The organism is Erwinia sp. 009765445 (assembly GCF_058137865.1).
Genome location: NZ_JBYUWC010000005.1, coordinates 259,507 through 280,128, shown reverse-complemented (window position 1 = coordinate 280,128; position 20,622 = coordinate 259,507). Strand labels below are relative to the sequence as shown.

The following is a 20,622-nucleotide window of genomic DNA, read 5'->3' as shown; positions in this document are numbered from 1 at the left end:
CGATTACTCCAGGGGCTTTTTGCGTATGCATTTCGTAATAGTGAAAACATGCCCGCTACTCCGGCATATCCCCATTCTGTTTTGTGGCTGTAGAGCCATAGCAATACGCTGGCCCAAAAGCCTGGGTCTTGTTCTGGAGACATACGTTATTCCCGCCACCGGGATGATGGCGGCTTGCTGTTGAGATAAAAAAAAGGCCCACCGAAGTGGGCCTCAAATTGGTGCCAGATAATGAAGCTACATATTTATTGAGTATATTTCAGGAGAGGACTGGGCACCCAGGGGTAACTCTGTTTTCCTGAACCAACTGTCTGCGAAAGGTCTTTGATAGCGGCATTAACTGAAGAAAGCCGTTCTTCAAGTTCGGCTTTTTCCATCATCAATCTGTTGTAACTTTTTACTGCGCACTGCTGTTGTCTCAGCCAGTCCTCAAGCTCACGGGGCGTCATACCTGGATTATAAAAATAAGCTTCAGTTTTTACAGGTTCCATTTCGTTCACCTTATAAAACGAGAAAAGGCCGCCTCAGCGACCTTCTGAATGATTACCCCGACGCATTATCGCGATAGTTAATTGGCTCGTCGGCCCGGGGCAGAATGAGAAATTTAATATTGTTTTTTAAGTATGGTAATCTGTGTTTTGCCTGCTTTTGGTGCCCATTCATTGAATTCCTGAACCAACGCCATCAATTCATTATCAGCTTTCTCCAGGCGGTCTACGGCTTTGCGCATTGCTCCGATATCAACATAATTTACATTTCGGTCCCACTCATAGTGAGTGGATACACTGTAAATTCTTTTTAGTTCGTTGAAAGCCATTTCCCTTGAGTGCCCTGAATTGCGCAGTTGTTCTTTAAGGTGCTCACAACGCCCTAGAGCTTCAAAATCAATATCTGACATGGAATACCCCTTTAAAATGTATTGAGTATTCATTCTACTACACCTCAGATCTAATATGAAAAAAAGCCCCAGTGGATGATGACTGGGGCTACCTTCCGCCATTCAACGGATTGGACTTCGGTTAACAACAGATAACGGAAGGTGACTATTTTCTACAATATGACTTTTCAGATGTCAACATACAGCACTGCGAACATAATTTGCATTTGAGACCCATCGAACGGGTATGCACTAATGCCCCCAGAGCAGAATAAAACGTTCCAATAAATCTTTTCTCAATGTGTGGGTGTAAGGTGCTGCAACCTTTTGTGTGTATTGAAAAATCACCACCCAACCCTGCAACCACATAGTAATATTTAGCCTGCATATCGCACTCTCTTTCGGAGTTATCTGAAAGAGAATAATGCACTAATCCATGAGAAAAGTAAGGTGTTACGGTGCCTGGTGCCTCCAGGTGAATCGTTGGCTGTCCCACCGTGATCCGCTACAGAACTTCAACGCTTCATTGCGCCTGACAGTTAGCCCCACCGCTCAGGGGGATTCACCGCAACAGCAAAATATTATCATCAGGCCAGAAAGCAAAAAACCCCGCCGAGGCGAGGTTCAGAATTGTGTAAGTGTTACGTGCGCAGATTTCCCACTTTGGAAAGATATTACGCCATTTCTATGCAAAAGCAAATTAAATTCGCAGAATGACAATCGTTAACAGAAAGCACTTTTCCGGGCGAGTCCAATTCCCTACTATTAGAGGTGGATAATTATCATACAAGGAAACGTTATGGAAAACGGTTTTAGTATTGCTATGACGCCGGTACAGCTCGCCGCCGTTATGGAAGATGAAACAGCTACAGGGGATTCAGTCAGCAACAGAATATGGGGCAGCGTAGGCTTCCTCGGCAGTGTTCTGGAACTGGCTGGTGCAACGGCCCTCTGTCTCGTTCCTGAGCCTACGGGATTGACCAAGGCGGGCTGCGTCATTGTTGGCGCACACAGTCTTGATGGCATCAGTTCATCAGCCTATCAGGTCTATACAGGTAAACAGACAGCTTCAATGACCGCTCGTGCCACAGCGGGGATCGCTAAAGAGATGGGCGCTTCAGGTGAAACTGCTGAGCAAATTGGGATCGCTGTCGATATGGTGATCCCGTTTGCTGTCGCCGGAGCTGCGAGAGTTGCTTCAGTAAGAATGGGGCAGGTTAAATTATTGCCTCACGAAGCCGTCAAGGGTGTTAGAGGTGGCGGTCATACCCTGAAGAAACATACCGGAAAGTCTTACGATGACCTGTCTTTAAAAATTGATAATGGATTAAAATCCGGAACTCTTGATGTGAAAGGTTTCGCAAGCTCTTTTCCCTCGATTGAGGTTGCAGAAAAAGCCGTCAGCCAGACCATTAAAGCGAACAGAAGCATGATTCGTCGCTGGGCAAAAAGTACCTCTGCAGGCGGCAAAGATAACTTATTGAGAATAGAGTACACTTCAAAAAGTAAAGTAGGTATTGTTGTCAGTGCTGCAAATAAAGAAATGTCAGACACTAATAAGTTGAGGGTTATTTTGCTGAAAGAAGTATATAACAATAAACCTTATTATGTTCTCACAGCCTATCCAATCAAATGAATATAATGGAAAAATATCAAACTTTAAAAGTATTCCTGACAACCTTTCTTGGTAACGATGCCGATGCTTACGGTGACAGCTACCCTGAGATTGTCGATACCGCAATTGAAATGGTTACAGGCTTAAAAGCCGATCTCCAGTCCGATTCGGCAGAATTTGTAAGTGATTTTTCAGATAACAATTCAGCTACGGATTATCTAAATAAATTAACAGAAGGTGACATAGGCGATGTGTCTTTCCTGCGTCCATCGCCCTTAGAGTTCGTGCGATGGCTTTCTGATTATCTTAAGTAAGCGTTAACGCCCGCCAGCAGGCGGGCATTATTACTACTTTGTTACCTTCCTGAACTCAGCGTCAGCGTGGTTCTCTTCAATTTCACACTTCGCCACCAGCCTTTCAAAGAATGGCTTCCAGTTCCGGGACCAGGATGATTGCGTCAGATCCGGCAGCAGCAGGGTTATTGCCTGAAATGCCCTGCTGGCTGGCATGCGCCTGTAACCCCGACCTGAGCAGCGCTCACACTCCCTTTCTACCGGCGCACCCTGCCGCGCTGATTCTGCCAGGTCACGGACTCGCCCTGTGCCGTTGCAGCGGCAACGTGCTGTTACTTTGCCCTTACCGTTGCAATGTATGCACCACACCTGCACCCACTCTTTTTCAATGCGCGGCGGAATGACCTCTTCACCGTGGCTGTTCACATAGCCTGCGTACTTCACGACATCCCGCTGTACCCGGTTAAAGCCGGTACCGCTGCAATGCTGGCAGTTGCTGGTTGTGGCCGCCGAACGGGAATACTCCTCAAACGCCAGCTTTGACAGTACCACCAGACATTTCCCCAGCTGACTGCCTGCCGCCTTAGCCACCAGCTTCGGCACGGTGCGGTGTGCATAGCTCAGCAGCTGTTCGATAGTTCGGTAGCGGTCATCGTTGCTGACGCCAGTTTTAGCCATGTACGCCGCCATCCCGAACGGTGACTTGGACTGACACATTCCGATCGCCCCCATCAGGTCGGTACCCGTCAGGTTGTCGGTCGCGGTCGCGCGGGAACTGTCCGTAAACGCCTGGCTTTTGAGGCTGAAGTATTTCACTGCTGATTCAAGTTTCATGCGGCTTTACCTTTGCTGTGACCGGACATCGCAATTATCCCATTTTATGCAACACACATCCATGTCATTGTAAAATAAGAAACGCATCAATTCCCCACATGGTCACCAATCAGATTCATAAAAACCTCATCCCTGCGCCCGTTCATACAGTCAAAGTTCTGGAAACTCAGATACCACTTCAGCACGTCCAGCGCCTCGCTCCGGCTGACGGGCCTGATGATTTCCAGTTGCCTCTCAAGCCAGCTTTCGCGCTCATAAAGATGCGTGCTTTCAAATGAGTATTCATCAGGATAAAGCTCCCTGTACGCTGCGTGCCTCATCTGCGACAGCCACTCCCAGTACTGGAACTCACGCACTACGTCGCTGAGCGTGTGGGGAGAAGGCAGCACGTCAGAATAGTTAAGTCCTCCGTCGCCCTCGCGCATGTAGTCGGAATAAATCTCCTGATAAGGCCCATGTACAGCCTCAATAATCTGCTCTGCCTCAACCGGCTCAAAGGCGGCCTGGTGACTGCCGAAAAATCCCTGCGTCCGGCAAGCCTGTTCGCGCTGCTCTTTTGCCTGGTCAATAAAATGCTGCGGGTTATCCAGCCACATTGTTGAGAATGCCGCGGTCCATCCTGCCCCTTGCACCTGTAGATGGCGGGTATATTTTTCCTGCGCCTCTTTCGGCGTGATGGTCAGTTTTTTCAGCGCATCCTCAGCGGCAGCAATATGGGCGGGTTCTCCAGTTTTGATAACCTCAAGCACCCACAGATAGGCGTCGGTCTGCTTGTGCCCCGTGATCGTCTGCTGTGGCGGCAACGGCTTCGGTACTGCCAGCGCAGTACTGTATTTCATATCGGGAATACTGAAGAGCACCCGGTGTTCAGGGTTATCCCGAAACAGCCCTGAACGGCGGCAGAGGCTTTTCACCGTGTTGATATTCACGCCAGTCTGACGGGAGATGGACTTGTAGCCCTTACCCTCCCGCTTCAGCCGGATAATATTGTCTTTCTGGTCTGGTTTCATTTGCACACCCTGTGTTTATTTAAATCAGGGGCGGAATCCCGCCCCGTCCGCTCAGAACGGCAACGCGTCATCCAGGTCATTCACTGGCGGTTGCTGGCTGCCTGGCGAAGGCTGAGTCTTTCTTCCGCCACCGCCACGGACCGTTCTGGCGCTGATGACAGAATCGGCCAGCACCTGGTACGCGCTGTGCGTCTGACCGTCATTCCCCGTCCACATGTTGATGTTGAGTGTGCCGGAAACGCTTATCAGGTCACCCTTGTCGTGGCGGGCAAGGAAATCGGCCTGTTTGCCAAATGCCGTCACTGCCAGCCAGAGCGTGGCCTGTCCGTCGTCATTTCCCCTGCACGGCAGGTTTACCGCCAGCCTCGCCATTGCCATCTGATTGCCATTGCCGGTTGTGCGGGTCTGAACCTCTGCCACCAGTCTGCCGTGTGCTGCAATCTGTGCTGTCATACGTTTTTTCCTTCTTTAATCGGTGCAAGGTCGGTTTTTTGGGGTCAAAGTCGGTTCAGGGTCGGTTCACTTTTTCAATATAACTATCTGTAACCAAAGGAATATAAATATATGAACCGACTGAACCGACCAAACCTACCCTCTTTTCTCACACATGAGAAAAATCATTCATCTTCATCAGCGTCCATAGTCAGGACGACAAACCGCTGCTGCTTACCGTTATGGCGAAGCGTTTTCCTGGTGATCCCTTTGTCTGGCTTGTCGAGCATTCCCGCATCAGCGAGCACCTGTGCAAAAGCAACATAGTTCGCACCTGCGGCAATCTCATCGCGGAACACTGAAGGCCAGGTGTGGAAAGTCACCACGTCATTAAGCTGGCTGGTCACCCGGTAACCGGCCAAATCCTTAATCGGCAGGTCGCGGGGATCTGAATCCGGGTATGGCAGATAACGACTGAGCCCGTAGCGCTGGAGGAATGCTTCAGCCTGCTCCACCCACGCCCGCGTTTCACGGTTACCCATACCGAACTCGTTTACCCAGGCATTAAAGCTGTGCGTCAGCGCATCGCGGCTCTGCTGTACATCCCAGCCAGTCAGGAACCCCGATAGCACCAGCGCCGCTTCCAGTACGGCAAACCGTGCGGCCACACGTCTGACCTGCTCACTGGCCTCATCCGGCAGCAGCCCCGCCCAGCGGCGTTCAGCCTCGCGCACTGCTTCAGTTGCCTCCCTGCGATGTCCACACAGCCATTCCACCCAGGCCAGACCGGCAGCACCATGGTGATTCTGGTAGGCATCTTTCATCGCGTCGGCATGGGCCTTGCCGTCCTTCAGTCCGTGAAAAATGGTCGCCCGTGAGATGGGAACATTCAGCAGGCGCACCAGCTGCCCGGCATTTACCTTTCCACCATCGGCACGGATGTAGCTTTCAAGGTCAATTTCACCGGTACTGAAGGCCATTGCCCGCCAGCGTTTCAGATCCCGGTTACCGCCCTCTTTTGCCCCCTGAATCTTACCGACGCCGTTAAACAGTGCATATGCGGCATCGGCTACAGCCCTGCGGTTGCTGCCCTGTCCGATTTCATCCAGCGGCATAAAACCATCGTTGTGCGCCGCCGCCTCGTTAATAAGCCCCAGTGCAGTGGAGTACCAGGTCAGCTTCAGCGCGTCCGGATCGCCCCATACGCTGCTGGCCGCGTTAGCCGTGGTAGTTTTGCCCGCCGAGGAACCGCCAAAAAGATGCACCCCGAACCCGTCCGCGCCCGCGATACCAATAAGCGGGGCCGCCAGCGAACAGGCGATTGCCAGCATCATTGAGGGATTACCGGCAGCAAGCCGCGCCACGCTGCTGCGCCAGCTGTCCACCGTGCCTTTCGTGGCATACCCCTTCGCCGCTGCCGAACGCCCGTTGAACATCACCGGCTTTTCTGGCTGACCAATCACGCTGCCATCCGGCATGATGTAAGCCCCATACTGCCAGCCGGTAGCGCCAGCAATCGCCCACAGGTCACGTTTCCCGCTACGTTGCAGGTGATCGGCCAGAACCGACTTCAGCCCGCTTTTGGTTGTAACCAGCAGACCGCCCTTTTTCACCCTTTCCCAACCTTCACGCTCACCGATATCACACAGGGGAACCGCCTCGGTGCGCTTCTCCTTCGTCCCCTCAGGCGTCCAGGAAAGGATGAGATATCGCTCGGCGTCATCCTCACCCACGCCAACCACCTCCACGAACGTTGACAGCCAGGTCTCTTTCTCCACCAATTCGCCGGTGTCCTTGTCCATCTTCGGTTCAACCCACCAGAGTCCGCCCCTGCGACCATCAACAAAAGGCCGCAGGTCACCTGCTGCCGGACGTGTAGCCTCCGTTACTGCTGGCGTGAACATCCCCTGTGCAAAAGCATCACGGGCCGCGTCAGTGCCATATTGCTGCCGGTAATCGTCCCAGTCCGCTTTCTGTTCACCGGGCGGCAGTGTGACCGCCCCATTCACCGCCCGGGCAGCTTTTTCAGCGGCGATAAGCCCCGTGTTAACCTTCGGTTTGCCGTGTTCATCCATCTCACCAGGTGCGTGCCAGTCATTGTCAGCAGCAATGACGATCCGCGCCTGAGGGAACCTGTCACGAAACGCTTTTGCAACCGGCAGCAGGTTACCGGCATCCACCGCCGCCACACACAACACGTCAGGCATCAGTAACGCTGCTGTAACGCTGGTCGCGTAACCTTCGGCGATAACCACCGTTTCCACCGTATCTGACAGTTTCCCCTGGATAATAAACGCCCCTTTTTTGCGCGTGCCGGCCAGAAGCTTTTTGGCACCATCCGGGCGGATAATCTGTGCGCCGGTAACAGTGCCGTCCATTGTCCGCAGCACCAGCAGCAAAGATCCGTCCTTCAGCAGGGCTTCGGAGGGGCTTACAAGCCCCTTGCCGCTGAGATAATCAGATTCGCCCGGGAAACTGCCATCGAGTAGTGCTGTTACCTTCGCGGTAACATCCTGTGTTACCGGAGCGGGAACATCAGAGGGTGGATTCACCGGCAACGAAAGGACATCGGCCACCAGCAGCGCAGCTTCTGAAGCCGTTGCGTTTTTCACTTTCATCACCAGTTCCAGACCGTCGCCAGCTTCACACTGATTGCAAAAATGCGTACCCCGGCCGTCAAGGTCATCAAACCGGAAGCGATCTTTACCGCCGCAGGCCGGGCATGGCCCGTGCGCACCCGCAGTGCGGGGCACGTCGATACCCAGTGAACTGAGAATTTCCGGCCAGTGATCTGTGGCTGCGCGGCTGACCTCGCGGATCATATCTATCTGTCTCATGTTCAATTCCTCAGTGCGTAACCGGTTCGTCAGGCATACCGTTCTCATTCATCTCGCAGATGAACGTATCGTGCAGGCGGCTCATCACCTCGCGCCCCATCAGGGTCAGTCCGCCTTTGGGATCCTTCATCCCCACGTAGAACTGAATGGCATTACGGGTGCCCTCTTCACGCCCGAACCGCTCAATCAGCGCTCCCTCGATATTGTTAGCCATCGCCATGCGCTCAGCCGCCGGATAAAGGTTCATTGCACCATGAGGGCCCCTGTAGAGCGTGCACTCAACGAATTCCCCCGGACGCCACTCACAGTTGACCGTACCGTTAGCCGCCCGCTGCTCTTCGTCAAAGGTAAGGGCAACCAGCCAGCGCCAGAACAGAAGCATATTGTCGTAATCCCCGTTTGTGTTTCGGTTCACCCAGTACGTCATGAGCTCAAATTCAAGGAGGATGCACGGATCGCGCATATCGCTGACCCACTGCGGTATCTCATTCACCAGCAGCGTGACGACAAACGTCCTGCCATACGCGGCATGCACGGTAATATCGGGTTGACCATCATCTGAAAGTCCCGGACAGAAAATAAACTCTCCAGCGGTAAAATCTTCAGGGATATTATTTTTCATCAGTACATCTCCAGTCCGAGGGAATTATTTTTGGGATTATTCAGTGCCATTTCGACAGCGTTACTCATTACGCCGTCCATAAACTCGATGCCTTCCGGCGTTAATTTACTGCCGTCGTTATTCAGCATGCCGGAATAGGTAGCCGTCAGTAGTTCCTGACTGTTGGCAGGGCCGTACTTCTGAACACAGGCCGTTTCAAAACAGTCGGTCAGACAGCGGTACACCGCCTTCGCGGTGAGTTCGCCAAGGATTACCTGCTTCCGGCCAACCTTAACCACGCACACGGGGTGTCCACCGCTCCGGCGCTTACAGTAATCAACAAACGCATCCGAAATATGCTTGCGGCTTAATTCAAATGAGGTGACAGACTTTGTCATATTTAACTCCTTCCCCTTATTCAGGCCGAGTGATGCCACCGGCCTGAGGGCCGTTAATTTTTTGTTTTTCAGTGAAACTGATATTTGCGCTTATTGCGCCCCGTTATTTTTTTGGGAAACCTTTTCGCTGCCAGAGCTCGAATTGTGCCCTCTGCGCCGTGTCATTCAGCGCTTCCGCGATACGGGGAAGACACATCAGAGATTCACCCAGGGTGTGCAGGTCCTCAGCGGCAGTTTCATCGTCGTAATCTGCGCTGGTTCTGGCCCAGAACGCCATGCTACCCATCACCCTGATCCCGGCAAGAATAGCGCGATGCGCGTCTTCAAACTGACAATGCAGATCACCCAGCGTGTCGTTATCCATCCCCCTGAAGTCCATCAGCGCAAGATGCCCGTAAATATCACTCATCGCCTTCTCCTGAATACGCGTGCAGCGCACGGTTAACTTCTGCATTAATGTCATAGGCCAGACTGATAAGGTCGATCAACTCCCGGTCTCCCAGCTTGCAGGCTTTTTCCATCATCACTTCAAACAGCGTGTTGGCAAGGCCGCTGCGGTACTCAGCCACATCGAGAGGTATCACTTCACGCATGGTCGCCTCCGTACAGCGCTTTCAGTGACAGACCATGCACCGCCAGCCAGGCTTCAGCAGGCCACGACTTCAGAAAGCCATACTGCGGATCGGCGATCTTCTCCGGCACCATGCCGTTCGCCTGACACCACTTCTTCAGCAGCCGCCACGGATATTCGATATCGGTAAGGTTTTTCACCGCTTTCACTGTGGCATGCTTCTCACACTCACCCAGGCGTTCGGCCAGCTTATTGCTGCGGCGGACCGCTGCTGACGCTGTCGCCATTGCAGTTGCCTGCCGGCGGTCACCAATAAGGGCTTTGGTACGCTCAGCTTCATCAGCTCGGGCCTTCTCCTTCAGCCGCCCTTTCTCAGACTCCATCGCAATCTGAAGTATTTCCAGCGTGGATAATGCCGGAACAGCGACTTTCCGGGCTTTCAGCTTTTCGAGAGCAGAACGGCGCACGGCTTTAGATTCCCGCATCGAGACAAGCATTGCCTGATCGCTGGTCAGCCCGAAAGCTATCGTTGGACGCCCGCCCCGCTCTGTGGAGGGTTTTGGTATTTCTGGATAAAACTCCCCGGTAAGCTCCCTCTCGACCTTTTTAACGAATTTGTTGTGGCTAATTTCCGGCTCACCATATTCCCGGCGGGCGGCATTGATAATGCCAAGCAGTTCAACCGTGTCGATCAGAGACTCATCATTCACTGTCGGCATTGCCTCATGTACTAAAATTTCATCACTCATTGCACACCCCATGTTCATTATTCACCTGAGAAACTTCACCGAGATCCAGCGCGTTGGTCAGCGTCTGCGCGTAGTCAGAAGCAATATCTACCAGCACAGAAACCCAGCGTTTATCGTGTTCAGTACCGCTGATGCAGATGTGGTTAGCACAGTGCAGCAGGTCGGCCAGCCGCTGAGCACGGAGAAGCAAATCATCCTGCGTGTGATAGATGTGGAGCTCAGACATGCTCAACCTCCGTGGCTTTCTTCAGGTAAGTCATTGCCTCATGTACAAGGGTGTGAACTGCTGCAACCTTATTCGCTTCGTATTCGTCGGTAGGGGTAAGCGTATCCATCCAAATATCAAGAACGGCCAGCGCCTGATTACTGTAGGCCAGAGCGTTTTCGGCATGGGTTACGATTTCGAAAGTGGATTTAGACACGACGCACCTCCTGAACGGGGGTTGAGTCCGGTGAAAAATCTGATACGTCGATCGCCATCATTGCCCAGATAATCTTTGCGTCCGGATCAGTCCAGGGGGTAACTCTTTGGTGATCTGTCCGTATTTTAGCGGCGAAGGTCAGATTCCAGCCGGGGAAGGTGTCACGCGCTTCAGTTTCAGTTGTGGCCTGAGTGCGCAATATAGTGGGTAAGCAGGTGTCATTCTCACGGCTGCCGAGAAACAGCCATGTAAATTTAGGGCGAGTTTGGGTACTATGTGATGATGCCATAGTGTAAACCTCCGTTACATTGTGGTTAGAGGCCCGGGAAGTGCTGAGAACACTGCCGGGCTTCGCTATTTTAAAAAAACACAAAAACAAAGTGCACATACACCATACATTTTAGTGCACATACACGTCAACTATTTTATTCTTCCTTTTTTCCTGTATAGTGTTTCTACACCAACACAAGGAAACCAGTATGGCGACAGGCTTTAAAAATAATCGTTCTACAACAAAGGGGATCCGCTTCCCGCACGAACTCATTGAAGAGATCGACGCTAGCGTTGAGAAAGAGAAAGCAGACAATCCGGGCGCTAATTTTTCCTCATGGGTACTGGATGCCTGCGGGCGCAAGCTGAAGGCGGAGCAACGCAAGAAGGCGAAAGACTGACCTACGAAATTTTCGTAGGTTACTGACCCGATATCCTCGGGGCTGTGAGGCTCCCCGATAATTTCAGTGTGGTTTTCCCAATGGGCAGCATTCGCGGTGCTGCCCTTTTCTTTGGCCGAACCGGAGTAAAGGTAATGTTCGTGTTTCCTCTGCCCTGAAGTGCAGGTTTGTGGAAGAATCAAAGACTTAGCCGATTCCGTTGATTCGACGGAATTAAGCAAAATCAGCCGGTTACATACCCGGTTGCTTAAACTCGGCATATCACCGAGTTTGATTTGTGCGCGCGGATTTCGTCGGTTCAAATTTTGCGCGGGCATTAAACGGACGCGCAAATTTTGAGCGTCAGTATTGCTGCCTCGCAACATTGTGAGAATATTCCCCGGCAGCGGGGTAAATTGACCGATATTTGACCGCCCCCAAACGGGGGAGCTCAAAATATCTTTCCTCACTGCCTCCGTTTCAAACACGGGCAGTGCACATGGATTGCTCATGCCATCACCTCCAGCTTCAGCCCGCCAGCGGTGTAACCCTGCACACGGACACCATCGACCCGGTGACGTTTTTTTGCCAAGTGTGGAATGTGATCGACGTAGACATGCAGCCATTTTCCATCAAGAGCAATGCGTTTGAAGTTACTCCGCTCGGTTTCTGCCGCCTGGACAACTAAGCTGGAAGCCTTGTAGGGTGCGGCTTGTTCTGCTCGCAAGGGGGATTTTTCTAAAAACTCACGGCCTGAAGAACGATAGAGCCAGAATGTTTCCCACTGCCCGGTAATTTTCCTGGTCCGCACCTGCACATAGCCCAGACGGACCATCAGGCGGCCAAACTCTGCATTGTCCCGGATGACATCACCAACGTAACCCAGAGGCTCGCGTTTCCAGCCCTGACGCTCATATTCTTTAATCAGACCGGCATGGCGCTTCAGGTGGAGCAATTCGTACTTGTCCCGCTGGTTCGGGCTACGGTAAATGGCCCACTCAGCAGGCGCAGCTTTCCGCTGCTGTGGTTCAATCTGAACAGCAAAGGTTGCCAGCGCCTTACCGTCTTTCCGGCGGCAAAACTCCCGGTAACCAGCACAACTGAAGATGATGTTTTGGCAATAGCTGTCAATATTCTGGCACTGCACAGGTGCCGATTCTCCATTGTTTTTCAATGAGTTAACTGACCACAAGGGGGGATGATAATCGAAAGAGACCTTATCAGCCCCACTGAACCCCGTATCGACATCAGCCTCATGCACCGACACACCAGAACGCAGCCAGACCAGGCCACTGCCGTTATGGCGCAGTCCCAGATCCGTCAGCGTGCAGGTGCGATTGTTGATGGCTGTCCAGTCGCCGGAAATAACGTGCTGGCGGATCTCTTGAATGTTAAGCATGGTGATCCCCCTGAAGCGCTGGCGTGGAGGTAAGCAGACTGGCGAACGCATCCATACGGCGAGCTACCTCACGCACGGCATCCCCCGGACTCAGACTATTACGCACTGCCTCGTCAAAAGCCGCCTGCTCAATTTTCTGGATGGTAATCAGAAGTCCAAGCTGTTCCTCATCGGCCACAGCTCGTTCACCGTCGCTCAGGCCCGTTATACTGTTCTCAGCACGGGCCAGATTGATGTAATGGTGACGCTGAGCACCCAGCGCCTTCAGTCCGTCACGGCTTTCATGATAGCCAGGCAGATATTCACGCCGAACGGGTTCAGTGGCGCGGCGTTTGAAAAATGCTTTGGTCACGTCAAGTTTGAAAAGCCTCATTGCTTCGGCATCGCGTCCACGCACAAAGCGACACATATAATCGAGCTGGGGCTCATTCAGCAGAGCAAATTTATGATCACGCCCTCCCAACTGTTCGGTTTCTAATCGCTCCGTTTGTAACGGAAGGATGCCCAATTCACGCAGCTCTTTTTTATGCTTAATAACCAGGGCATAGAGGTTTTTATGTTTAACCCCTATTCGCATTGCAAACAGGCGGGAATCAATACGCGCCTCCTGTTTATGCTGAATCAGAATATCCACCTGGCTGGCTTTGGGCTGAGTCTGGCCCTCCCCATGACGGGGCTTATTTTTGAGTTTCACTGGTTACTCTCCGTTTAAGCTGAATTTAGCTGTCGCGACGGCATTCGGATGATGAATGAACTCACGCGCAAACTCTCGCAAGAAATGCACACAGGGGGTTTATGCGACCTCCTTGCGAGATTCAACAATGCGCTCATTGATCCATTCGTCAATTTCACTTTCAACGAAGGCAATGGCACGACTGCCGATTTTAACGGAGGAGGGAAAGCGCTTTTGGCTCATAAGGCGATAGATCCATGCCTTGCTATAGCCAGTGCGGCGTTGGACTTCAGTGAGACGGATAAATGCTACTGACATGGCTGACTCCTGTATACTTTGTGATAACAGGAGCTATTTCAATCAATAAAGGTTCCGGAATCCATAACTGTACATTGCATCACATACGTTCTACTGCGTAGAGCATACATCTTACGCATTAGGCATTACCACTTTATGCCCTGCTTTTTGGCATGCATGAGAATCCAGTTCCTTACAGTGATAATGCTGTAGTGAAAGCCCTTAGTTTCTAACCAAGATTTATAGTGTTCAGCCGCAGCCACTGCACTTTTAAAATTATTCCTATTTTCAACCCAGTTCGCACTAACAAGATCTTTTGCTTGTCGATTTTTTTTATGACGGGTATCGGTCGCTTTTTTTATAGTGGCCTTTTTTCTGATTTCTTCACCAGAGATATTACTGGTAAATACTTCCACCTGTTTTGTTAGTTCCTCTATTTTACTATTTAGGATATTTAATTTATGTTCAAAACTATCATTATTTCTTCGCTCATTTCCGTAACTAAATGCCTTCATTGCCTTCATTGATGCTCTAGTAATTGGATGAAGTCCTCCAAGCGTAATTTTCACCGTTCCAATTTTGCTTTGGTCTTTTTCTAGCGAACGAATAAAATGAACCGCATCAGCTATCAGTGACAAACAGAGGGCGTAAAAATACTCAAAAGGTTCCGCATCTACGAATCCGTCTTCCGTTTCATTATCCTTCAGCCAATCTATAATGTCATATAACGCATCTATCTCATCAGTGTTCTCATTATTGGGCGAGTTCAATTCCTTTTCCTCTCCAACGAATTCCAGAAACTCTCCATATTGATTGTGTTGAAAAGCAAAAGGGTAGGTATCGATATCATCACTACCACGGCTAAACATTAAATTAGCCTGGACATCATCCTTAAGTCTCTGAATCTCTTTGTCTCTTTCTTCATTGAAGTAAATTTCAATCAATTCAAATATTAAATTTTGAACGTACAATATTTGTTTATTAGTTCTTTTTTTGTGTTTTAAAGTCCATCTAACAGAACTAGCAATTTCACCTAATGCCTCTACAGGATACAGAGGTATAACACTATTTAGTGGTAAAAAAGTATCTTCAGACATGATTGTCCACCTCTCGCCCTCTTAAACTGAGGGCCATGCCAGCCAGCAGAGGTGTGCTGGTTTTCGGTGATCAGCCTAGACATAGCCTTTTCGTCATCGTCTACTGAAGTCTACTAGCTGGATATTCATACAGCAATACTTTGGTACAGGATCCCGATCAAAAAAACGTCACTTAATCGCGAATGTCGATAACTATGGGTCTGAATGGTGTGCAAGGTCGGTTTTTTGGGGCCAAAGTCGGGTACAGGTCGGGTACAAATAACTCATTAACTAAATGATTTATATATAAATACCTTTCCATACCCGACTTACCCGACCAAACCGACCTGTTTTTCTCGCACGTGAGAAAATATTTGTTTGGCTTGCAGCTATCCACCAGCGTTACTTCCGACGGCGCTTTTTAGCAAAGTCATACGGTGTAACGTGTTTGGTCTGGTTGGCGTCCAAATAGTCGGCCCACCACTGCATCATCAGGCGTCGTTCGTCCAGGTGCTCTGAAGTGTGAATGTAGGCTGCTCTTACGTTGTTACGCTCAACGTGGCTTAACTGGCGCTCTATAGCATCATCGCTCCACAGACCTGACTCACCGAGTGCTGCCCGGGCCATAGTGCGGAAGCCATGACCACAGACTTCTGTTTTTGTGTCATAGCCCATAACGCTGAGAGCATTGTTAACCGTTCTCTCGCTCATCACTTTTTTGGGGTCGTGATCTCCTGGGAAAACTAACTCTCCTGAACCGCTTAAAGTCTTCAGCTGTTCGATGACTTTAAGCGCCTGGTTGCTAAGTGGAACAAGATGCTCTGATTTCATCTTCATTCCGCGACCGGAAAACTTTACCCCTTCCAGAGGTTCACGTTTGCCAGGAATCTTCCATAGTGCGTTAACCAATTCCATTTCATGCCATCTTGCAAACCTGAGTTCACTGGACCGCACAAAAGTAAGCAGGGTAAGTTCGACGGCCAGCCGGGTTATTAATCGCCCTCTGTAAGTGCTTATACGAGAGAGAAGCTCAGGAATGCGTTTATCAGGCAAAGCAGGATGATGTCGGGGTTTGGTCGTCGTGAGAGCGCCGGCCATATCACCGGCTGGATTTGAGGTAATTATATCGTTCTGGACGGCATAGCGAAGGATAGAGGTTACACGCTGCTGCAGGCGCTGGGCGATGTCATGCTTCCCGTCCTCATCAACTACCCGTATTGGGGCCAGCAACTGGCTGGTCCGAAGTGTTCGCACATCGGCATTGCCGATAGCGGGAAAAATATATAGCTCCAGGCTACGCATTATTCTTGCCCGGTGATCTTCGCTCCAGCGCTTGTTGCTGGCATGCCACTTTCGCGCTATAGCCTCAAAAGTAAGTGCCCCCTCAGCCTCAATTTGTGCCCCCTTCTTTTCAGCTTTGGGGTCTGTACCCTGTGCGAGCATACGTTTAGCTTCGTCACGTTTTGCTCTGGCGTCAGCGAGTCCGATGGTGGGATAAACGCCAAAAGCCAGCCGATCTTCTTTCCTGTCTGTTGGTCGGCGGTACTTCATGCGCCAGTACTTGGAGCCTTTGGGGGTAACTTCGAGATACAGACCACCACCATCAGACAATTTATAGGCTTTATCCTTTGGCTTGGCAGCCTCGATTTGACGGACTGTGAGCTTCATTTAGGGGGCACTTTAGAAATAGAAGTGAGGATGCCCCCTATTATGCCCCCTGCGTACTGTTGATTGCAATGGATGTAAGTAGACGTTGAAATAACGAGAAGTGTTGATAAACGGGGCTTTAGAGAGGATTTGTAGACTTAATGAGACGTTAGTAAACCAAGATATGGTGCCCGGGGCGGGACTTGAACCCGCACAGCCATAAGCCGAGGGATTTTAAATCCCTTGTGTCTACCGATTTCACCACCCGGGCATGGGTGTAAAGTGGAGGCGCGTCCCGGAGTCGAACCGAGGTTCACGGATTTGCAATCCGCTGCATGGCCACTCTGCCAACGCGCCTTAATCCTGCTGCGCCACCAGACTGAATCTGATGACAAAATCTGGAGCGGGAAACGAGACTCGAACTCGCGACCCCGACCTTGGCAAGGTCGTGCTCTACCAACTGAGCTATTCCCGCTTTTATCAGGGCAACTTCACAGAAGTTGCTGATTTACCTATCTTCTGACAGCTCAGCTGCCTTTCGATGCGTTGCATTCTACTGACCTGGAGAAATGAGTCAACACAATTATCCTCACTTTTCGTCTGTTTGCTGCTTTTTGAATCGCATCGATCACTGTTCAAACAAATCGCCGCGCGAGGCATTCAGATACTGGAACATTGACCAGAAAGTCAGCACTGCCGCGATATACAACGCCACCACGCCGATAGCCACTACGGTAGTATCCGGACGCCATAACAGAGCAAACAATGACAGCATCTGCGCGGTGGTTTTGACTTTACCAATCCAGCTGACGGCCACGCTGCTGCGTTTGCCAATTTCAGCCATCCATTCACGTAGCGCCGAGATGATAATTTCACGGGCGATCATGGTGGCAGCCGGTAAGGTAATCCACCAGGAGTGGAAATACTCTGCCACCAGCACCAGCGCCATCGCTACCATCACTTTATCGGCTACCGGATCGAGAAACGCCCCAAAACGGGTGGTCTGCTTCCAGCGCCGGGCCAGATAACCGTCGAACCAGTCCGTAATGGCCGCAAAGATAAAAATCAGCGCACAAACAAGGGGAGCCCATTCAAATGGCAGGTAAAAAGCCAGTACAAAGAACGGGATCAGAACGACACGAAACAGGGTAAGTAACGTCGGAATGTTAAAATGCATAGGTACGCTAACTGTCTGGGCAGAGTAGAATTTGTCCCTATGTTCCTACAATGCCGTGAGCGTTGCAATGCTTAGTGTTTCAGCGAATAAAAGATTTTCTCCGCAAGGAGGAGGGAGATCCCAGGGACTTTCGCTATTTCCTCTACAGAAGCACTCATCAGCGGTTGCAGGCCTCCCATGTATTTAAGAAGCATCTGACGCCTTTTTGGCCCTATTCCTTCAATGGTTTCCAGGGCGCTGGTGTTCTTCACTTTTGCCCGCTTATTACGGTGCCCCGTTATCGCATGATTGTGAGAGTCATCACGAATATGCTGGATAACATGCAGCGCCGGGGAGTCTGGAGGCAGCGAGAACCCCTCCCCTTCCGGCTCGAAAAACAGCGTTTCCAGTCCGGCTTTACGGTCGGTGCCTTTGGCCACGCCGAGCAGTATTGGTCGATCTTTGTCCCAACTGACATCCAGATCGGCAAAGACGTTTTTCGCCTGTGCCAACTGACCTTTACCGCCGTCAATCAGGATGACATCAGGAACCTTACTCTCAATCAGATCCTTGCCGTAGCGACGGCGCAGCACCTGATTCATTGCCGCGTAGTCGTCCCCTCCGGTGATGCCGGTGATATTGTAACGACGGTATTCCGCACGCAATGGTCCGTTACTGTCAAATACCACGCAGGAAGCCACAGTTTGCTCACCCATTGTGTGGCTGATATCAAAACATTCCATGCGGTTAATGGCTGGCAGATCCAGCAGTTCTGCCAGGGCCTGCAGGCGCTGATGAATAGTCGATTGTTGCGACAACCGGCTAACCAGTGCAGTGCTGGCATTCGTCCGGGCCAGCTTCAGATAACGCGCACGGTCGCCCCGAGGTTTGCTTTGAAGAGTCACGCGCCGCCCGGCCATTTCGGTCAGTGATTCTGCCAGCAGGTCTTTTTCCGGCAGCGTAAAGTCGAGAAGAATATCGCTGGGCAACGTTCGCGCCTGACTACCCTGCAGGTAAAACTGTCCGACGAAGGTCTGTACCACTTCAGCCAGCTCAGTGCCTCCCGGCACTTTCGGGAAATAGCTGCGGCTGCCCAGTACTTTTCCCTGACGGATAAACAGCACATGCAGGCAGGCCATACCGGATTCAAACGCCACACCTATCACATCCAGATCGTCGCCGTTATTCGAGACAAACTGACGTTCCGTTACCCGTCTGACCGCCTGAATCTGGTCACGCAGCCGGGCCGCCTCTTCAAATTTCAGCGCCTGGCTGGCGACTTCCATCCGGGCGACCAGCTGATTCAGCACCTGGTCATCCTTACCAGAGAGAAACAGGCGCACGTAGTCAATCTGCTGAGCATACTCTTCTTCTGTCACCAACCCGGCGACACAAGGGCCAAGGCAGCGGCCAATCTGATATTGCAGGCAGGGACGCGAGCGGTTGCGATAAACACTGTTTTCGCACTGGCGCACGGGGAAAATTTTCTGCAGCAGCGACAGCGTCTCACGGACGGCATAGCTATTCGGGAAAGGCCCGAAATATTCGCCTTTCGCGTGCTTGGCACCGCGATGACTTGCCAGCCGGGGATGAGCATCGGCACTGAGAAAAATATAGGGATAGGATTTATCATCACGCAGCAGCACGTTGTAACGCGGCTGATACAGCTTGATATAGTTGTGCTCAAGCAGCAGCGCTTCCGTCTCGGTATGCGTGACCGTCACGTCAATCTGGCGGATGCTGTCCACCAACGCTTCAGTTTTACGGCTGCCGGGATTGCCACGGAAGTAGCTGGAGAGGCGCTTTTTCAGATCTTTGGCTTTGCCGACGTAGATGACCGTCCCGCCAGCATCATACATGCGATAGACACCTGGCTGGCTGGTCACCGATTTCAGGAAAGATTTTGCATCAAAAACGTCATTCACTACTGGTTAACGACTCCGCATTGAACAGGCCATGCCGGATGGCCAGGTGCGTTAACTCAACGTCGCCGCTGATATTAAGTTTGCTGAACATACGGTAACGGTAGCTGTTAACCGTTTTCGGGCTCAGGTTAAGCTGTTCGGAAATTTCCGCCACTTTCTGCCCCTTGGTGATCATCAGCATAATCTGTAGTTCACGTTCCGACAAACTGTCAAAAGGCGAGTCTGTTTTCTGCGGCTCGATCTGGCTCAGTGCCATCTGCTGGGCAATATCCGAGGCGATATATCGCTGGCCGGAATGCACCTGTCGGATGGCATTGACCACCTCTTGCGGAGCCGCGCCTTTGCTCAGGTAGCCGGAAGCGCCCGCCTGCATAACCCGCGCAGGCAGGGGATTTTCGGTATGGATCGTCAGCATAATGATGCGGATATGCGGGCTGTAACGGATAATCTTGCGCGTAGCCTCAAGACCGCCGATTCCCGGCATGTTCATATCCATCAGCACCACGTCTGTACTGTTGGTCCGGCACCATTTCACCGCGTCTTCGCCACAGTTAGCTTCACCAACAACCTGAAAACCTTTGATGTCTTCCAGTATGCGGCGAATGCCTGCGCGCACCAGTTCGTGGTCATCAACAAGAAGAACGCTTATCAAACAGGTCTCTCCAAATGGGTAATACCAGGGACGTTCAGAATGGTATTCAGACTGCCGATCTTACCTCTTTTTCACCGGTGTTAGAACAGAAAAAAAACGTCATTGTCTTACAGAAAAGCCTTACCCCACCGCATACCAGAACTGGCATGTGGGTAAAGGTTGTGTGATATACTTGTTATTAAAGAATAGCCTTCAGGGCGCTGCGGCGCTGACTGAAATGATGAGTAAAAATAAGGAGAAAACATGAGCGATACTGACTTTTCAACCAGCAAAGAGACGCAAACCCTGGCCGAAGAGATGGCCTGCATGAAGGCCCTGGTAACATTTATGCTTAAGGGTATGGGACAGGCTGATGCCGGTAAAGTCATCATCAATATGGAAAAATACATTGCCCAACTGACCGATCGTCAGCAGGCGGACGTGTTTAGCAGCACCATTGGTCAGATCAAACAGGCCTATCGTCAGTAATTCCCCCCTGCCCATTGCATTTCCTTCAGGGTTGTAACAA

Annotated in this window: 26 protein-coding genes and 3 tRNA genes; 4 read left to right on the top strand and 25 right to left on the bottom strand. The window is 51.3% G+C overall.

The features are described from left to right. Positions 1–245: 245 nt before the first annotated feature. Both AC3Y5R_RS07380 and AC3Y5R_RS07375 read right to left on the bottom strand, forming a co-directional pair. Positions 246–491, bottom strand: coding sequence for a hypothetical protein (locus AC3Y5R_RS07380; protein WP_489920781.1), 246 nt, complete (start codon positions 489–491; stop codon positions 246–248). A gap of 113 nt (positions 492–604) precedes the next feature. Next, positions 605–898, bottom strand: a complete 294-nt coding sequence (locus AC3Y5R_RS07375; protein ID WP_489920780.1) for a hypothetical protein — start codon at positions 896–898, stop codon at positions 605–607. A 778-nt stretch (positions 899–1,676) separates the two neighbouring features. Between AC3Y5R_RS07375 and AC3Y5R_RS07370 the strand changes: the two genes are divergently transcribed. Together AC3Y5R_RS07370 and AC3Y5R_RS07365 are read left to right on the top strand one after the other, a co-directional pair. After that, positions 1,677–2,513 (top strand): RNase A-like domain-containing protein, encoded by an 837-nt coding sequence (locus tag AC3Y5R_RS07370; protein ID WP_489920779.1) that lies wholly within the window; start codon positions 1,677–1,679, stop codon positions 2,511–2,513. Between the two features lie 5 nt (positions 2,514–2,518). Next, positions 2,519–2,806 carry a hypothetical protein gene (locus tag AC3Y5R_RS07365; protein ID WP_489920778.1) on the top strand — a complete coding sequence of 96 codons (288 nt, stop codon included), beginning with the start codon at positions 2,519–2,521 and terminating at the stop codon, positions 2,804–2,806. Between the two features lie 33 nt (positions 2,807–2,839). On the opposite strand, the gene AC3Y5R_RS07360 is transcribed toward AC3Y5R_RS07365, so the two are convergent. From AC3Y5R_RS07360 to AC3Y5R_RS07305, 12 genes are all read right to left on the bottom strand, one after another. Next, entirely contained in the window at positions 2,840–3,619 is a 780-nt protein-coding gene (locus AC3Y5R_RS07360) for an antitermination protein Q (RefSeq protein ID WP_489920777.1), read from the bottom strand. A gap of 86 nt (positions 3,620–3,705) precedes the next feature. After that, complete coding sequence (locus tag AC3Y5R_RS07355) at positions 3,706–4,629, bottom strand: hypothetical protein (RefSeq protein ID WP_489920776.1); 924 nt, start codon at positions 4,627–4,629, stop codon at positions 3,706–3,708. Between the two features lie 51 nt (positions 4,630–4,680). After that, a complete protein-coding gene (locus AC3Y5R_RS07350; protein ID WP_489920775.1) occupies positions 4,681–5,082 on the bottom strand; it encodes a single-stranded DNA-binding protein in 402 nt (133 codons plus the stop codon). 164 nt (positions 5,083–5,246) lie between these two features. After that, positions 5,247–7,898, bottom strand: coding sequence for a DUF927 domain-containing protein (locus tag AC3Y5R_RS07345; protein WP_489920774.1), 2,652 nt, complete (start codon positions 7,896–7,898; stop codon positions 5,247–5,249). A 10-nt stretch (positions 7,899–7,908) separates the two neighbouring features. Continuing rightward, positions 7,909–8,520: a hypothetical protein gene (locus AC3Y5R_RS07340; RefSeq protein ID WP_489920773.1), complete on the bottom strand. Its 612-nt coding sequence runs from the start codon at positions 8,518–8,520 to the stop codon at positions 7,909–7,911. Continuing rightward, positions 8,520–8,897: a hypothetical protein gene (locus tag AC3Y5R_RS07335; RefSeq protein WP_489920772.1), complete on the bottom strand. Its 378-nt coding sequence runs from the start codon at positions 8,895–8,897 to the stop codon at positions 8,520–8,522. Before AC3Y5R_RS07335 ends, AC3Y5R_RS07340 begins: the two co-directional genes overlap by 1 nt. Positions 8,898–9,000: 103 nt before the next feature. Then, complete coding sequence (locus AC3Y5R_RS07330; RefSeq protein WP_489920771.1) at positions 9,001–9,306, bottom strand: hypothetical protein; 306 nt, start codon at positions 9,304–9,306, stop codon at positions 9,001–9,003. After that, on the bottom strand, positions 9,299–9,490 hold the full coding sequence (locus tag AC3Y5R_RS07325) for a hypothetical protein (protein WP_489920770.1): 192 nt from the start codon (positions 9,488–9,490) through the stop codon (positions 9,299–9,301). Before AC3Y5R_RS07325 ends, AC3Y5R_RS07330 begins: the two co-directional genes overlap by 8 nt. After that, positions 9,483–10,217 (bottom strand): ORF6N domain-containing protein, encoded by a 735-nt coding sequence (locus tag AC3Y5R_RS07320; RefSeq protein ID WP_489920769.1) that lies wholly within the window; start codon positions 10,215–10,217, stop codon positions 9,483–9,485. Before AC3Y5R_RS07320 ends, AC3Y5R_RS07325 begins: the two co-directional genes overlap by 8 nt. Beyond that, complete coding sequence (locus tag AC3Y5R_RS07315; protein ID WP_489920768.1) at positions 10,210–10,443, bottom strand: hypothetical protein; 234 nt, start codon at positions 10,441–10,443, stop codon at positions 10,210–10,212. Before AC3Y5R_RS07315 ends, AC3Y5R_RS07320 begins: the two co-directional genes overlap by 8 nt. Then, the gene (locus AC3Y5R_RS07310) at positions 10,436–10,639 is read right to left on the bottom strand and encodes a hypothetical protein (RefSeq protein WP_489920767.1); all 204 of its coding nucleotides are present in this window, start codon (positions 10,637–10,639) and stop codon (positions 10,436–10,438) included. Before AC3Y5R_RS07310 ends, AC3Y5R_RS07315 begins: the two co-directional genes overlap by 8 nt. Further along, entirely contained in the window at positions 10,632–10,928 is a 297-nt protein-coding gene (locus AC3Y5R_RS07305) for a host cell division inhibitor Icd-like protein (RefSeq protein WP_489920766.1), read from the bottom strand. The genes AC3Y5R_RS07310 and AC3Y5R_RS07305 overlap by 8 nt, the downstream gene beginning before the upstream one ends. A gap of 190 nt (positions 10,929–11,118) precedes the next feature. Between AC3Y5R_RS07305 and AC3Y5R_RS07300 the strand changes: the two genes are divergently transcribed. Then, positions 11,119–11,310 (top strand): YlcI/YnfO family protein, encoded by a 192-nt coding sequence (locus tag AC3Y5R_RS07300; RefSeq protein WP_489920765.1) that lies wholly within the window; start codon positions 11,119–11,121, stop codon positions 11,308–11,310. 487 nt (positions 11,311–11,797) lie between these two features. Here AC3Y5R_RS07300 and AC3Y5R_RS07295 read toward each other — a convergent pair whose 3' ends face one another. From AC3Y5R_RS07295 to uvrY, 11 genes are all read right to left on the bottom strand, one after another. Then, positions 11,798–12,688, bottom strand: a complete 891-nt coding sequence (locus AC3Y5R_RS07295) for a hypothetical protein (RefSeq protein WP_489920764.1) — start codon at positions 12,686–12,688, stop codon at positions 11,798–11,800. Further along, positions 12,681–13,382, bottom strand: coding sequence for a Rha family transcriptional regulator (locus tag AC3Y5R_RS07290; RefSeq protein WP_489920763.1), 702 nt, complete (start codon positions 13,380–13,382; stop codon positions 12,681–12,683). Before AC3Y5R_RS07290 ends, AC3Y5R_RS07295 begins: the two co-directional genes overlap by 8 nt. A 99-nt stretch (positions 13,383–13,481) precedes the next feature. Continuing rightward, complete coding sequence (locus tag AC3Y5R_RS07285) at positions 13,482–13,679, bottom strand: helix-turn-helix transcriptional regulator (protein WP_489920762.1); 198 nt, start codon at positions 13,677–13,679, stop codon at positions 13,482–13,484. A 125-nt stretch (positions 13,680–13,804) separates the two neighbouring features. Next, complete coding sequence (locus tag AC3Y5R_RS07280; protein WP_489920761.1) at positions 13,805–14,755, bottom strand: hypothetical protein; 951 nt, start codon at positions 14,753–14,755, stop codon at positions 13,805–13,807. A gap of 381 nt (positions 14,756–15,136) precedes the next feature. Then, positions 15,137–16,402 (bottom strand): tyrosine-type recombinase/integrase, encoded by a 1,266-nt coding sequence (locus AC3Y5R_RS07275; RefSeq protein WP_489920760.1) that lies wholly within the window; start codon positions 16,400–16,402, stop codon positions 15,137–15,139. A 164-nt stretch (positions 16,403–16,566) separates the two neighbouring features. Further along, positions 16,567–16,652 (bottom strand) — tRNA-Leu (locus AC3Y5R_RS07270). Between the two features lie 12 nt (positions 16,653–16,664). Beyond that, positions 16,665–16,738: transfer RNA gene (locus AC3Y5R_RS07265), tRNA-Cys, on the bottom strand. 42 nt (positions 16,739–16,780) lie between these two features. Further along, a tRNA-Gly gene (locus AC3Y5R_RS07260) sits at positions 16,781–16,856 on the bottom strand. Between the two features lie 153 nt (positions 16,857–17,009). Then, positions 17,010–17,558: a CDP-diacylglycerol--glycerol-3-phosphate 3-phosphatidyltransferase gene (gene pgsA / locus AC3Y5R_RS07255; protein ID WP_158784228.1), complete on the bottom strand. Its 549-nt coding sequence runs from the start codon at positions 17,556–17,558 to the stop codon at positions 17,010–17,012. Positions 17,559–17,629: 71 nt separating this feature from the next. Then, positions 17,630–19,462: an excinuclease ABC subunit UvrC gene (uvrC, locus tag AC3Y5R_RS07250; protein ID WP_489920759.1), complete on the bottom strand. Its 1,833-nt coding sequence runs from the start codon at positions 19,460–19,462 to the stop codon at positions 17,630–17,632. Then, positions 19,455–20,114, bottom strand: a complete 660-nt coding sequence (gene uvrY, locus AC3Y5R_RS07245) for a UvrY/SirA/GacA family response regulator transcription factor (RefSeq protein ID WP_158784230.1) — start codon at positions 20,112–20,114, stop codon at positions 19,455–19,457. The genes uvrC and uvrY overlap by 8 nt, the downstream gene beginning before the upstream one ends. 243 nt (positions 20,115–20,357) lie before the next feature. Here uvrY and AC3Y5R_RS07240 point away from each other — a divergent pair, with 243 nt between their 5' ends. Beyond that, positions 20,358–20,582, top strand: coding sequence for a DUF2594 family protein (locus tag AC3Y5R_RS07240; protein WP_158784231.1), 225 nt, complete (start codon positions 20,358–20,360; stop codon positions 20,580–20,582). Positions 20,583–20,622 lie beyond the last annotated feature (40 nt).